The 13,718-nt window shown below is 40.6% G+C and carries 10 protein-coding genes; 8 read left to right on the top strand and 2 right to left on the bottom strand.

From position 1 onward, the window contains the following. Positions 1 to 9: 9 nt before the first annotated feature. From PQO01_RS14145 to PQO01_RS14125, 5 genes are all read left to right on the top strand, one after another. Positions 10 to 540 (top strand): inosine/xanthosine triphosphatase, encoded by a 531-nt coding sequence (locus PQO01_RS14145; RefSeq protein WP_274314739.1) that lies wholly within the window; start codon positions 10 to 12, stop codon positions 538 to 540. Further along, positions 527 to 1,663: a cysteine desulfurase family protein gene (locus tag PQO01_RS14140; protein ID WP_274314738.1), complete on the top strand. Its 1,137-nt coding sequence runs from the start codon at positions 527 to 529 to the stop codon at positions 1,661 to 1,663. Before PQO01_RS14145 ends, PQO01_RS14140 begins: the two co-directional genes overlap by 14 nt. A gap of 15 nt (positions 1,664 to 1,678) precedes the next feature. Beyond that, positions 1,679 to 3,568 carry an ATP-binding protein gene (locus tag PQO01_RS14135; RefSeq protein WP_274314737.1) on the top strand — a complete coding sequence of 630 codons (1,890 nt, stop codon included), beginning with the start codon at positions 1,679 to 1,681 and terminating at the stop codon, positions 3,566 to 3,568. A 205-nt stretch (positions 3,569 to 3,773) separates the two neighbouring features. Next, positions 3,774 to 6,335, top strand: coding sequence for a bifunctional aconitate hydratase 2/2-methylisocitrate dehydratase (gene acnB / locus PQO01_RS14130; RefSeq protein WP_274314736.1), 2,562 nt, complete (start codon positions 3,774 to 3,776; stop codon positions 6,333 to 6,335). A 472-nt stretch (positions 6,336 to 6,807) separates the two neighbouring features. Continuing rightward, on the top strand, positions 6,808 to 8,496 hold the full coding sequence (locus PQO01_RS14125; RefSeq protein ID WP_274314735.1) for a hypothetical protein: 1,689 nt from the start codon (positions 6,808 to 6,810) through the stop codon (positions 8,494 to 8,496). A 237-nt stretch (positions 8,497 to 8,733) separates the two neighbouring features. Here PQO01_RS14125 and PQO01_RS14120 read toward each other — a convergent pair whose 3' ends face one another. Further along, positions 8,734 to 9,261 carry an NUDIX hydrolase gene (locus PQO01_RS14120; RefSeq protein ID WP_274314734.1) on the bottom strand — a complete coding sequence of 176 codons (528 nt, stop codon included), beginning with the start codon at positions 9,259 to 9,261 and terminating at the stop codon, positions 8,734 to 8,736. A gap of 100 nt (positions 9,262 to 9,361) precedes the next feature. Between PQO01_RS14120 and PQO01_RS14115 the strand changes: the two genes are divergently transcribed. From PQO01_RS14115 to larC, 3 genes are all read left to right on the top strand, one after another. Further along, complete coding sequence (locus PQO01_RS14115; RefSeq protein WP_274314733.1) at positions 9,362 to 9,877, top strand: DUF5063 domain-containing protein; 516 nt, start codon at positions 9,362 to 9,364, stop codon at positions 9,875 to 9,877. Positions 9,878 to 10,239: 362 nt separating this feature from the next. Then, positions 10,240 to 11,085, top strand: a complete 846-nt coding sequence (locus tag PQO01_RS14110) for a sigma-70 family RNA polymerase sigma factor (RefSeq protein WP_274314732.1) — start codon at positions 10,240 to 10,242, stop codon at positions 11,083 to 11,085. A 126-nt stretch (positions 11,086 to 11,211) separates the two neighbouring features. Continuing rightward, positions 11,212 to 12,552: a nickel pincer cofactor biosynthesis protein LarC gene (gene larC / locus PQO01_RS14105; RefSeq protein WP_274314731.1), complete on the top strand. Its 1,341-nt coding sequence runs from the start codon at positions 11,212 to 11,214 to the stop codon at positions 12,550 to 12,552. Here larC and nspC read toward each other — a convergent pair. Further along, positions 12,547 to 13,716, bottom strand: a complete 1,170-nt coding sequence (nspC, locus tag PQO01_RS14100; RefSeq protein WP_274314730.1) for a carboxynorspermidine decarboxylase — start codon at positions 13,714 to 13,716, stop codon at positions 12,547 to 12,549. The genes larC and nspC overlap by 6 nt on opposite strands. Between the last annotated feature and the right edge of the window lie 2 nt (positions 13,717 to 13,718).

The raw sequence follows: 13,718 nt of genomic DNA, 5'->3' as shown, positions 1-13,718 counted from the left end.
AAAGCGCTAATGACTTTGCGAGTCCACATCGGCACTCGCAATCAAGCTAAAGTCCAAGCACTTAGTGAAGAACTCACTAATCAAGGAATAGATGCTTCTGTCATTTCTATTGATGTCGAATCTGGAGTTAAAAAACAGCCTCGCAGTTTAGAAGAGAGCTTTTCTGGTGCAATCAATAGAGCTAAAGCAGCCTATCAAAACGATAGCGATTTTTCCATTGGAATTGAAGATGGCTGTTATCATATTGATAAAAAACTTCTCAACATTTGCTGTGTATGCCTATGGGATGGTCAAAATAGCTTATTCGCTAGTTCTTCATCTTTTCAATTACCCTCCGACGTGCAGGCAATAATAGAAAATGAGCACCTTGAACTATCAGAAGCATTAGTCAAAGCAGGCTTATGTACAAATCCTAACATAGGTTCTCTTGGTGGCGCAATTAGTGTAATTAGCAAAGGTCAGCTCATTAGAAAAAACTATACTCGCCAAGCTTTACTCAACCTTTTTAGCAGCTGGAAACTCCAAAATGATTTATCTTGATAACGCGGCATCAACTCCCCTTTTGTCCGAAATCAAAAAGTTTTATTTCGATGCTATCGAACGCTATTATGCCAACCCTCATGCAGGACACGCACTTTCTAGAGAATGCCTACGTCTAGCCGACAAAGCCAGAGGACAAATACTCCAAGCATCAAAAGCCGACAAGAATGATTACACCGTCATTTTCACTAGTGGAGGAACTGAAGCCAATAACTTAGCCTTACTGGGAAGTGAATTTAAAGAGGGTGATGAACTAATTACTTGTGAAGCTGAGCACCCCTCTATTTTAAATGTTTTTAAAGAAATAGAGAAGCAACCTGTCAAAATTCATTACATCCCCTTAGATCACACTGGCGCACCAGATCTAGATATTTTAGAAAAAACTATTAATTCCAAAACTCGTCTAATTTCCCTCACCCTTCTTCACAATGAGACGGGCGGTCTCTTGGATATCGATCGCTTAAGTGAACTCACCTACGGAAGTGGTATTCACGTACATATAGATGCAGTCCAAGGTTTTGGTAAAACACCTTTAGATATCGATGATTGGGGCATAAGCTCACTATCTTTTGCAGGACATAAATTTCATGGTCCAAATAGTAGCGGGGCTTTAATCGTCCACAAAAAACACCTTCCAAAAGCCAGGATATTTGGTGGGGGACAACAAGATGGCTTACGGTCGGGCACACTTGACGCTGCCGCCGTGGCGGCACTGGGTTTTAGTGCTCAATTTAACGCAAAAGAAAAAACTAAGCAAAGTAATAAAATTAAAGCCCTGAATCAACTTTGTCGCAATAAACTCAAAGAACTCAAAACGCAGGATCAAAATTGTCCTGTAGAAATCATTTCATGTGAAAGCGCCTCCCCCTATATCCTTTTAGCGAATTTTAAAAATATGCAGGGAGCCATTTTAATGCGAGCCCTCTCAAGTAAAAACATTATCGTCGGCACGGGTAGTGCTTGTTCTGCAGATAGTAAACAAATTAGCCCCGCACTCAAAAGCCTAGGTTTAAACGATCAAAATGGTTTTGGCGTTTTACGCATTAGCTTTGCTTGGCAAAATTCAGAAGACGATATCAAAGATTTCATTAATCAATTACAAGAGCTTATACTGAATTACTAATCAATAGAGACTCCCATGAAAAAACTTGCCCACGTCGCTGTCTGTAATAGTACTGCAGAAAGCTTTAAAACAATCAGCCACCAGCTTGATCACAGTCTTATCAACCTCTATCTCTGTAAAGATTTCACTCAATTAGAGGATATTGACGCAGAACATCATCTATCTCTCGTAATTATTGATCACTCACAAGCCGCTTCTCAGCAAAGTTTTTTTCTTGAGAAAGTTGCCAGTTTAAATACTCAAAATACCTTAATATTGTTACCTGCATTTAATCCTGAAGAAATACAAGACTATTACAGCCTTAACTGCTCAGACCTCCTTTACCCTCCTATATGCAAGGAAGAACTCTCATCTCGAGTTCAATGTTTGATAGCGCAAGATGAAGTTAATCGCGACCTAGAAAATGCATTACGTATAAAATCAGAGTTTTCCGCCACCATGAGTCACGAAATTCGCACTCCTCTCAATGGAATTATTGGCATCCTCAATATCCTGCAAGAAACCAATCTCAATAAACGCCAGGCTGAGCTCGTTAATATTATTTCTCATTCATCAGAGGCTCTACTCAACCTAGTCAACAACATTCTGGATTTTGCCAAGCTCGAAGGTAAGCAGTTAACCTTGCGGCCTGAACCTTTTTCACTTTTTTCACTCTGCCTGCAAGTGATCGATTTAGCTAAAACGAGCTGTAATAATGATAAATTAGAGCTCTACCTTGATGCCCCCGAAGAACTTGAAAAACTCGTGCTTATGGGTGATAAAAACCGTTTGCGCCAAATCATCTCTAACCTCGTCTCAAATGCGGTCAAATTCACCGACCAAGGCTATATTAAATTAAAACTCGACCTCATCGAAAAAAATGATAAAAAAGCCAAAGTCACTATTTCTGTGGCCGACACCGGTATCGGCATTAGTTCCGAAGAAAATGACCTAATTTTCTCAAAATTCACTCAAGTAGATAACTCACATTCACGACAAAATGAAGGTACGGGACTTGGCATCCCTATTTCAGAAATGATTTTGCAGTGCATGAATTCAAACCTTGAGCTTAACTCTCAACCTGGCGCTGGTTCTACTTTTAGCTTCACCATTACTTTGCCCGTCACCAAAAAGCCTTCAGAAAAAACTAAAACTCGTGCTCCCGCTCTACCACCTCTTCGCGTACTCATTGCCGAAGACAACCATGTTAATCAACGTGTCATGTATTCATACTTAAACTCAGATGAAACACACTATATAAAAACTGCGGATAATGGTTTTGAAGTGATTGAATTCCTCGAGTCAGATAAGTTTGATCTAATCCTTATGGATATTCAAATGCCCGGACTCGATGGCATTCAAACAACTGAACTTATACGAAAATCTGATGAAGATTATAAAAACATTCCCATTATTGCGGTCACCGCAAATGCTATGGAAGGCGACCGTGAACGCTACCTCGAATTAGGGATGAACGCCTATTTACCTAAACCTTACTCTAAAGAACTCCTCTTAAAAACGGTCAGCAAACTCCTCAATTCTCCCTCCCAATTAAGCATCGACAAAGACCCCACCAATACCCCTCTAGAATTAATTGACTCTAAAATGTTACTAGACATCCACCAAACACTCGGTTCCGAAGGCTTCCATAAATTGATAGAAATATATTTAATAGAAGTACAAGAAATGCTTCGCAATATCAAAACAGCAAAAAAAGACCGCGACCAAGAAAACTTTATGCGTTACACGCATAAGTATGCGGGTGGTGCGGCTAGTTTAGGTTTTAATACGATTAGAGAAATTGCCAAAACAATGGAAGCGCGCACAAGAAAAGGGAATTTTGATTCTGCTCTTGATCTCTACGATAGCCTTGAACTCAATCACCAAAATACTCTCTTAGCACTCAATCAGTTTGTTTTTGAATAAAGTACTGATTTGACTGAGTTTTTATCTCGAGTTAAAATTCCAAAAACGTAAAAAACTTAACTCAACCAACTATTTTCGATTATTTCTCAAGCTTTTGATTTTGACGATTGTTTTTCTCTAAAATGAATTTATTATTATCGGGTTATTTTTACGTACTTATTACGTCATAAATGTTTATTTGTTAACTGTAAATTTTGAGATCCTCATGTCGACTTTTTTCGAAGACTACTACAAGCATGTTGCTGAGCGTGAAGCTCAAGGCATCCCTCCCCTCGCACTAAGTAAATCACAAGCTGAAGAGCTAGTAAGCCTCCTCCAAAATATCCCTAGTGGTAAAGGTGAAGAACTTCTTGACCTCCTTACTAATCGCATTAACCCTGGTGTGGACCCTGCAGCTCACGTAAAAGCTGATTTCCTCGTTGGTGTTGTCAAAGGTGCTAACACATGTGAAGTTATCTCAAAAGCTGATGCTGTAAAACTTCTTGGTACAATGGTTGGTGGTTATAACCTCCAAGGTCTTATCGACGTTGTCGCTAGCGAAGATGCAGAGCTTGCACCTCTTGCTGCTGAATCTCTCAAAAACATGGTTCTCGCAGTTAACTGCTTCGAAGATGTGAACGTACTCGCTGAAGGCGGTAACGCTACAGCTAAGGAAGTCGTAACTTCATGGGCAAATGCTGAATGGTTCACTAATGCTGAAGACATTCCTGCAGAAATCAAAACAGTTATTTATAAAGTAGATGGCGAAATCAATACAGATGATTTCTCTCCTGCTAAATTCGCCTTCACTCGTGCGGATATTCCACTTCACTCAACTTGCATGGGCGGTAGCCTCTTCCCAGAAGGTCCTGCGGAAATCGCAAAACTCGAAGAAAAAGGTCTTCCTGTTTCTTTCGTTGGTGATGTTGTAGGTACAGGTTCTTCACGTAAGTCAGCTTGTAACTCACTTCTCTGGCACATTGGCGACGACATCCCCTTCATTCCAAATAAGCGTCGTGGTGGTGTAATTATAGGTGGCATCATTGCTCCAATTTTCTTCAACACTGCAGAAGACTCTGGTGCACTCCCCATCCAAACTGATGTAAGTGCACTTTCTACTGGTCAAGTGATCACAGTTAAACCTCTCGAAGGTAAAATCCTTGCAGAAGATGGTTCTGTAATCACTTCTTTCGAAGTTAAGCCTAACACTATCCTCGACGAATTCCGTGCAGGTGGACGTGTACCACTTATTATTGGTAAACAGCTCACAGAGAAAGCTCGTGGCGTACTCGGACTTAGTTCAATTGAAGAAAGCGGTCTTTTTGTCAACCCTGACAATCCAGCTCCAGCAGCGGGTCAAGGTTATTCACTCGCACAGAAAATGGTCGGTAAAGCTTGTGGCGTAGAAGGTATCCTTCCTGGTACAGCTTGTCTTCCAAAAATGACGACTGTTGGTTCACAAGATACTACGGGTCCAATGACTGCGTCAGAAATGACTGAACTCGCTTGTTTAAAGTTCAACGCTGACCTCGTTATGCAGTCTTTCTGTCACACTGCGGCTTACCCTAAGCCTACTGACGTAAATACTCACGCAACACTCCCTGACTACATCTCCAACCGCGGCGGCGTTTCTCTTGCTCCTGGTGATGGCGTTATTCACTCATGGCTCAACCGCCTTCTCGTACCTGACACAGTCGGTACTGGTGGTGATTCTCACACGCGTTTCCCTCTCGGCATTTCTTTCCCTGCAGGTTCTGGTCTCGTAGCTTTTGCTGCAGCACTTGGCGTTATGCCACTCGATATGCCTGAATCAGTACTCGTACGTTTCAAAGGAGAACTTCAGCCTGGTGTTACTCTTCGCGATGTGGTTAACATGATTCCTTACCAAGCTATCCAAGAGGGTCACCTCACTGTTGCAAAGCAAGGTAAAGTTAATATTTTCTCTGGCCGTGTTCTCGAAATCGAAGGTCTTCCAGATCTTAAAGTTGAACAAGCATTTGAATTAACTGATGCTGCTGCAGAGCGTTCTGCCGCTGCCGCAACAATCAAACTCAACCGTGAGCCAATAGAAGAATACCTCAACTCAAACATTACGCTCATGGAAGCTATGATTGAGGGTGGTTATAAAGATCCTGATACACTTCGCAAGCGTATTGCTGATGTGAAAGATTGGATTGCTAATGGCGAGCTCATGGAAGCTGATGCTAACGCTGAGTACGCTGCTGTAATCGAAATCGACCTCAATGCAATGACTGAGCCTATCGTAGCATGCCCTAACGATCCAGATGACGTTAAAAAGATCTCTGACGTTGCTGGTAACAAAATCGACGAAGTCTTTATCGGTTCTTGTATGACTAACATCGGTCACTTCCGTGCCGCTGCCACTGTACTTGAAGGCGAAGGTCAAGTTGAGCCCCGCCTATGGGTTTGCCCTCCAACAAAAATGGATGCAGAGCAACTCACTAAAGAAGGCTACTATTCAAAATTCTCAGCTGCTGGTGCTCGTATCGAAATGCCAGGTTGTTCACTCTGTATGGGTAACCAGGCTCGTGTACAAGACAATGCTCACGTATTCTCAACTTCTACACGTAACTTCAACAACCGCCTCGGTGATGGCGCACAAGTTTACCTCGGTTCTGCGGAACTCGCAGCCGCAGTTTCACTCTTGGGCCACATTCCTACTCCAAAGGAATACCAAGACATTGTGACACCAAAGCTTGAAGGTAAAGATGATGCAATTTATCAATACCTCAACTTCCACCTCCTCGAGGATGGTTTAACAGTTTAATCAGACTCTAAACTGATTCAAAAGGCCGATCACTATGATCGGCCTTTTTTATTCACTTATCAGTAATCAGATTCAAGTATTTCATTAAACTTATCTACTCGCTCTCCATCAGCTCTTCGGGGTTTTTGGGGTTTTTGGGGATAATTTTTTCTCCTTTTAATTTAAGGTTCCTCCAACTTTTGAGAGGGAAGATGTGAAATTTTAAATCCGTACCGACTTCATAAAAAAAAAACGAAAAAATCAATTCTACAAAAATCTTAAAATGACCTATCTCCGATAAGCTCTCATTTTTTCCTTATGACTATTCACACTGTGAAAGAGTGGTAAAAACTCTTGAGTACTCAATTAATCCAATTGTATAAATTCTATAACTTGTTAATTTTAAGTACGGTTGTTGGAGGGCTACCAAACTTGACAGCAAGCCATTGTTAAATGATGCCAAAATCTGGCACGAAATTCGGAGGGATTTAATTTGAAGAAACTTTTATTAGGAGGCACACTCGCTGCTTCCATCTTACTCAGTTCATGCAAAGACAATGAACAAGTAAACAAGGCAGATAACACTGTCAAAGAAACAGAAAAAAGTATCCAAACAGATAATAGCCAATTCAATTTAGCTATGCAAAATGTCGATACAGGCGGATCATTCCTCATGTATGAAGAGCAAGATAATGCTATGTACGAAGGAATTCGCGACTTCATTCTATCGACGGATGACTTTAAACAAGATCCATCGAAACAAGCTATTGTCAACAAAATCTATCAAGGACTTGATGATTATGGAATGTTTGATAGTAAAGCCTATGCCTTAAGTAACAAGAAGCAAGACAATGGTTACGCAGTCAAGTTTTATATGATGACTAAAGATGGTTACGAAACTAAGCCAGCGGCACAATTAGCAGGTGGTGCAAATGCCACACTCGAATCACTTAAGTATATAGATTCTGATTCTGATTTAGTGGTTGCCGGCCGCTTTAATCCAGGCGTGCTCTATGACTTTATTCTTAAAACGTCTCAATCCATTCCTGAGGCAGCTGAGTTCACTCAACAAGTTCAATCAGTCCCCGCTATGTTGAATATGATGGAAATTGATTTTGAAAAACTTAAACTGGCCCTCGATACAGAGATGGCTCTAGCCATTTCTTTTGAAGAAGGAAAGCAAATTGCTCTTCCTGGCTTAGAAGCTCCTTCACTCAAAATCAAACTACTTATTGGTAACAAGAGTGGCTATCTTGCAGAACTCCTCAATAAGATGGTTCTGAAAAAGGGTCTTGAGGCTAAAAAAATCACCAGTGCAGAGAAAAATGGTTGGACAACTTATGCTTCTGCAGACAAGCTCCCTATCGACAAAAGTCCTACTCTTGCCATCAATGATCAATGGATCATGTTGAGCTCAGATAGTGACTGGCTCATTCCCAAAACTGACTTTAATCAAAAAGCTGCTGACATGAGTTCTACTAAGCTTACTGAATCAAGTTACTCTGGAAACTCCTTCGGCTTTCTCAACACTCAGTCAACACTCAACTGGGCAGAAAAACTCATCCCAAATATTCCCGATCAAGATGCCCAAAAATCCATTTCTATGATTGTCAGTAAAATGCAAGAGAAACAATTGAGTAATTTTTGGTTTGCGAGTACGATTAAACCTGGAGCGGTTTCCTTAAATGGTCAATCAGCCTTTGCCGTATCTCCTACACAGTTACAGGCTGCCTATGTAGGCGTCGTAGCTGCCATGGTTCTTCCTGCACTAGGTAAAGCCCGAGCCAAAGCCGTACAAAAGAGAGACATTAACAACCTTAAACAAATGGGTATTTTTATCTTAATGTATTTTTCTGATGGTTCGGAAAGCGTCATCCCTGACGACTTAAATAAATTAGAATTCGAAATGTCCTTGTTTGCTTCTAAAGATCACCCCAACCCGACTCTTGAACAAGTCATTGCAGACGAAACTGATTACCGTATCCTCTTTAAACCTGGCCTGCATATCAATGACTTTGAAGATCCTGATATTGCGATGATCGCAACACGCCCAGGTATGCAAAAAGATGGCTCAATTCTTGTTTTGTTTGGTGATGGCCATGTCGAACGCGTCCCTAACATTCGAACTCAGGAACAATTTAATGAGTGGTTGAAGGCTCACTCTATTAAAACTGATAATTAAGTCGAACTAGACTCATTAAGTCATAGAAAAAGGGAGCTCAAAGGGCTCCCTTTTTTATTATTTACAAAAAGCTTACAGCTTGGCACCTCAAGATCAACTATCCTTTATTCCCCTAGATCATTAGTCCCGAAATCAAAACTTAATACCTTGTTTGATGTGATATGATTATATAACAAGCTTTCATCATATCATGATGAAAATTGTAAGGCTTTTGTAAATCTTGGGGGGGGGGAAGTCTTACACTCCGGCGAAATAGAGTGAGGAGATCATCATGGTATTAGTGATTTCTCCTGAAAAAATGGCTTGGCGAACGGCTTCGGGAGTCATTTCTAAGACTTCTATATCTTCACCGGGGTCTAAGTTGCGCTCGGCGCCGAGGGAAACATCTTTGGCAATCATTGTGTAACACCAATTATCTTGCATGGAAGAATTCGGGCGAACTTTTCCTGCCAAGCTATATTCCGAACAGGTTCCTCCCGTCTCTTCTTGCAGCTCTCTTAGACCTGCGATTAAAACTTCCTCTCCTTTTTCAATCGCACCACCTGGCAATTCCAGTTCGTATTCTTGACTACCGTGACGGTACTGGCGGATCATGACAATATTGCCTTCTTTCGTGAAGGGAACAATTGTAACCCAATCGGGAAAGTGAAACACGTAATAATCCCCTTCGTGTCCATTCCTTGGATTAATACATTTATTTTTCTGTAATTTCATAAAACCGGCTTCAAAAACCAGGTCCGAACTTTTCTGTTCCCATTTGTGCATAAAATATCCCTATCTATTAAGTAAGATAAAAATAAGTTAATGACTGGAAAGCGTCAAACTCTCAGTTAGTTTGAAGTATCAAACAAATGGGATGTAAATCATGTCTACGAATGAAATCTTTGATAATTTAGTGACCGCAGCACAAAACTTTTGTGATTGGGCTGAAAACGAACCTACTGATACTGAAAATGAAGCACGTATTGGCTTGCAGAACATGTCACTACTCTATGCTGCACTTTTGGGCTTAGCTGGACTCGATTTACCTGATGAAGAAGATTTCCATTCTGAGAAGCGCATTCCCATTGATCAATGGCGTAATGTTTATGATCGTTTTGACTCGCTCCCAGTCACCTCATATGTTGATGTCATTAATCCACTGCAAAGTGATGACGAACTCATTCGAACAGATATACAAGAGGAATTGGCCGACATCTATCAAGATGTGGCGGAAGGGCTCGAACTTTATAGATCTGGTTTGAAGAATGATGGCCTTTGGCACTGGAGGCTAACTTTTGAATATCATTGGGGTCGACGCCTTTTATCGGTAATGAATACCCTGCACGCCTACTTTGAAGACAAAGCTGACTGGGAAGTTTTTTCTAGCGCAAAAAAGTAGATCAGAGAAATCTTCTATAGACTGGGCTCTTATAAGGTAGCTACCTCATACCTTCACTAAAGAGAAGATAGCTTTTTAGAACTACTCCACGCCCTTGACGATGGACTTTAGTCTATTCGCCGTTCCTGCAGAACGGAATGAAACAACTAAACTAATGATCTATGGTTAAAACCATAATCTGAATTATGCTCAGTGCCGTTGACACAGCAACTTTTTTTCTCCAAAAACATACTTGAATAGTAATAAAATACTTTTTTTTGAGCTCAAATAATAAAAAATTTAATTTTTTTTGTAAAAGCTTGTAAGGATTTTCTTTTTTCTCTGAATTGTCTATAGAACATTAAAACTAACGGAGAAACAAAATGGTTGCCAACGCATTGGATAACTACCTAAAAAACCTGAGTGATTACGATCTCATTGATAGTGATCAAGAAATTGTGCTCGCAAACAAAATTGCTAATGGTGATGAATCTGCCATTCAAGAACTAACCCTCGCTAATTTGAGATTGGTTGTTACGATTGCTAAACAATTCATGAATCGCGGTGTTGCACTTGCAGAACTCATCGCAGAAGGCAATCATGGTTTAGTCAAAGCCGCTCAACGTTTCAGACCCGGACATGGCGCAAAATTCGCTTCCTATGCCGCTTGGTGGATCAAACAAAATATTCGCAGAGCTATTCGCGACGACAAAAGAATTGTCAGAGTTCCAGTTCAATCTTTGCTTCGCATGCAAAAAATCAAAAATGCTCGCCTTAAAATCAAACAGAATACGGGTAAAACTGATGATCACCAAGTTGCTAAAGAAGTGGGAATAAGCCCAAAGCTTGTCAGATCTACTAGTCTTCACGTCGATACTTCTTCATTCTCCATTAATGAACAAATTAATCAAGATGGTAAAGCGACTGAAAAAGGCGAACTCTTACCTGATTCTCATTCGCCCAACCCTGGTGAAGTAATGGAATTTCACGATGGTTACAAAACCTTGATGGAAATTGTACGACAAGAACTTAGTGAGCGTGAATACAGCATTTTATCTGCACGCTTCGGTCTTGAAGATGGAGAGGCAAAAACTCTAGCTGAAACAAGCGAATTAGTCGGACTCACGTCAGAGCGTGTTCGCCAATTACAACAAGAGGCCCTTAGACGCCTACGTTGTAAGCTTGCACCACACGAGTTACAAGGGCTCATTAACCGCCCTGCTGCTTAAGAGCTCTTTATCCTCTTCAACGTAAAACTCGTACTTATCTACTGCCCCAATAGACTATCTATTGGGGTTTTTTGTTTTGTGCCTGTAGAGTGCTAAATTGTAGAAAATTAAATTTATGGAAACTCAATGAAAACTTTATTTATCGACCCCTTTTCTGGTGTAGCTGGCGACATGTTTTCCGCAGCTTTATTAGGTCTACTAAGTCCGCAAAAACAAGAAGAAATTTTTTCTTATCTCCCCGACTTAAATGGCTATCAAACCAGCTTAGAAGCCACGATGAAAAATGGTATAAGTTCATTTTCATTTAAAGTTTTAGACCCCCATAAAAATGAGTTTGTGGACAATCAGCATGTCGATCTGCACTCACACGATCACTCACACGATCACTCACACGATCACTCACACGATCACTCACACGATCACTCACACGATCACTCACACGATCACTCACACGATCACTCACACGATCACTCACACGATCACTCACACGACGATTCGCGAACTCCCAAAAAAATCATTGCTCTTATCGAATCATCTCCCATGCCTGAGGGTGCCAAGAAGCTCGCTATTGAAGCTTTCACTCATTTAGCGAATGCTGAAGCTCGTATACATGGCAAAACTTTTGATAGTGTTCATTTCCACGAAGTGGGTGCAATAGATGCGATTGCCGACATCTGCACTGCATGTGCAGCTTTTTATGAACTGCATGTCGATAACTGTAGTTCCACACCCATTGCAGTTGGCAGTGGCACGATGAAAATGGCTCATGGTATTTTACCCATCCCCGCTCCGGCAACTTCACTTCTCCTAGAAGGCTTTCCCATTTTTGCGGGCCCTGCAAAGTTTGAACTCACAACCCCTACTGGCGCAGCACTAATAAAGACTTTTTGTTCTGATTTTAGTGGCGTTTTCAAGGGTTCAATTAATAAAGTCTCCTATGGGGCAGGCAAAAAAACCTTTGCGAGTCACGCAAACGTACTCAAAGTCATGCTTTTGGAAAATGACAACAAGCAAGCCAGTGATTTGGTCACTGTTCTCACTTCAAATATCGATGATATGAGTCCTGAAATTCTGGCACAGGTCTTTGATAAAATCATGCAAGAAGGCGCCTTAGATGCTTGCTTAGTTCCAATTCAAATGAAGAAGTCTCGTGCTGCGAGCCAGATACAAGTTATTTGCCAAGTCAGTGATACGAATAAATTTGCCGATATAATTTTACGAGAAACGACTAGCTTTGGCTTGAGGATTCGCGAAGAAAAACGCCTCATTCTCGAACGTCGAATAGAAACTATTGAAAGCCCTTGGGGAGAGCTAAATATCAAGCTTGGTATACACAAGGGAAAAGTTATCAAAGCGAGTGCTGAATTTGAAGATATGAAAGCCATTGCTCTACAGCAGGACATAGCACTTATCGATGTCCATAGAAAGTGCGAAGCCTTGTGCCAAAACTACTTAGATAGTTTATAATTTATTTTTATAATCTAAGTACGAAAAATCACGTAAAAGGACATTGTCTCGCTGTTTATCTCTTAAATAAATAGCGGGATGCCTAACGCCATTAAAAAAATGTGTTTTCACCATGGTGTAATGGCTCATATCATCTAACAATAAACGCTGACCAACTTCTAGACGCTCATCAAAGGAATATTTGCCAATGCAATCTCCTGCTAAACAGGAAGTTCCACCCAATAAATACGTAAAAGCTTTAATCCCTGCTTCATCTGCATCTCTGATATCTGGACGATAAGGCATTTCGAGTACATCTGGCATGTGGCAAGTTGCCGATATATCCAAAATAGCGTGATTTGTTCCTGCGGATTCAAAAGTCTCTAAAACCGTACAGAGTAAAGAACCCGTGTTAATTGCCACGGCTTCTCCTGGCTCTAAATAAACTTGTAGGTCATACTTGTTTTTAAAATCATTTATTAGTTTAATCAGCAAGTCAGTATCATATCCTTCTTGAGTAATATGATGCCCACCACCTAAGTTAAGCCATTTGAGCTGTGGAAGATATGATTTGAATTTATCTTCAAATACTTCCAGAGTTCTCGCCAAAGCATCGGCTCCTTTTTGACAAAGAGTATGCATATGGAAACCCGAGATAGCTGAACAATCTAAATCACCTAAGTCAGATAATTTTGCCCCCAAACGCGAAGATTGAGAACAAGGGTTATAAAGTTCGACTTCCGTTTCTGAATGTTCTGGATTAATGCGCAGACCTATCTCTTTATTGCCAACTGAATCTTTGTATCGTTCAATTTGTTGAACAGAATTGAAAATAATATGATTAGAGATGTGACTGATTTCTTGGATTTCATCAGCGCTATATGCAGGTGAATAAGTATGCACTTCGAGACCAAATTCTTCACGAGCTAATTGTGCTTCCCATAAAGAAGATGCACAACAACCGTCCAAGTATTGTTTGATTAATGGAAAAGTTTTATAATTGGCAAAGCCCTTGAGAGCTAACAAAATTTTGCAATTCGTTTGATCTTTAATTTCTTTGAGGATTTTTAAATTACGCTCAAGCGCTAGCTCATCAATGATATAAGCTGGTGACTCAGGAAAATCCTTGAGCTTCATATCTTCCAAGTAAGGACGATGGACAAAAATATCTTGGTAGTAAGTCATCT

The sequence above is a fragment of the Lentisphaera marina genome, from assembly GCF_028745505.1.
GTDB lineage: Bacteria > Verrucomicrobiota > Lentisphaeria > Lentisphaerales > Lentisphaeraceae > Lentisphaera > Lentisphaera marina.
Note: the sequence above shows the minus strand (reverse complement) of the source record. Positions and strands in the feature narration are given on the sequence as shown.

Excerpts from the sequence above, each read along its gene's own strand:
- PQO01_RS14120 (WP_274314734.1), bottom strand. The coding sequence starts at position 9,261 with ATGCACAAATGGGAACAGAAAAGTTCGGACCTGGTTTTTGAAGCCGGT.
- nspC (WP_274314730.1), bottom strand. The coding sequence starts at position 13,716 with ATGACTTACTACCAAGATATTTTTGTCCATCGTCCTTACTTGGAAGAT.
- acnB (WP_274314736.1), top strand. The coding sequence starts at position 3,774 with ATGTCGACTTTTTTCGAAGACTACTACAAGCATGTTGCTGAGCGTGAA.
- PQO01_RS14140 (WP_274314738.1), top strand. The coding sequence starts at position 527 with ATGATTTATCTTGATAACGCGGCATCAACTCCCCTTTTGTCCGAAATC.
- larC (WP_274314731.1), top strand. The coding sequence starts at position 11,212 with ATGAAAACTTTATTTATCGACCCCTTTTCTGGTGTAGCTGGCGACATG.
- PQO01_RS14135 (WP_274314737.1), top strand. The coding sequence starts at position 1,679 with ATGAAAAAACTTGCCCACGTCGCTGTCTGTAATAGTACTGCAGAAAGC.
- PQO01_RS14110 (WP_274314732.1), top strand. The coding sequence starts at position 10,240 with ATGGTTGCCAACGCATTGGATAACTACCTAAAAAACCTGAGTGATTAC.
- PQO01_RS14145 (WP_274314739.1), top strand. The coding sequence starts at position 10 with ATGACTTTGCGAGTCCACATCGGCACTCGCAATCAAGCTAAAGTCCAA.
- PQO01_RS14115 (WP_274314733.1), top strand. The coding sequence starts at position 9,362 with ATGTCTACGAATGAAATCTTTGATAATTTAGTGACCGCAGCACAAAAC.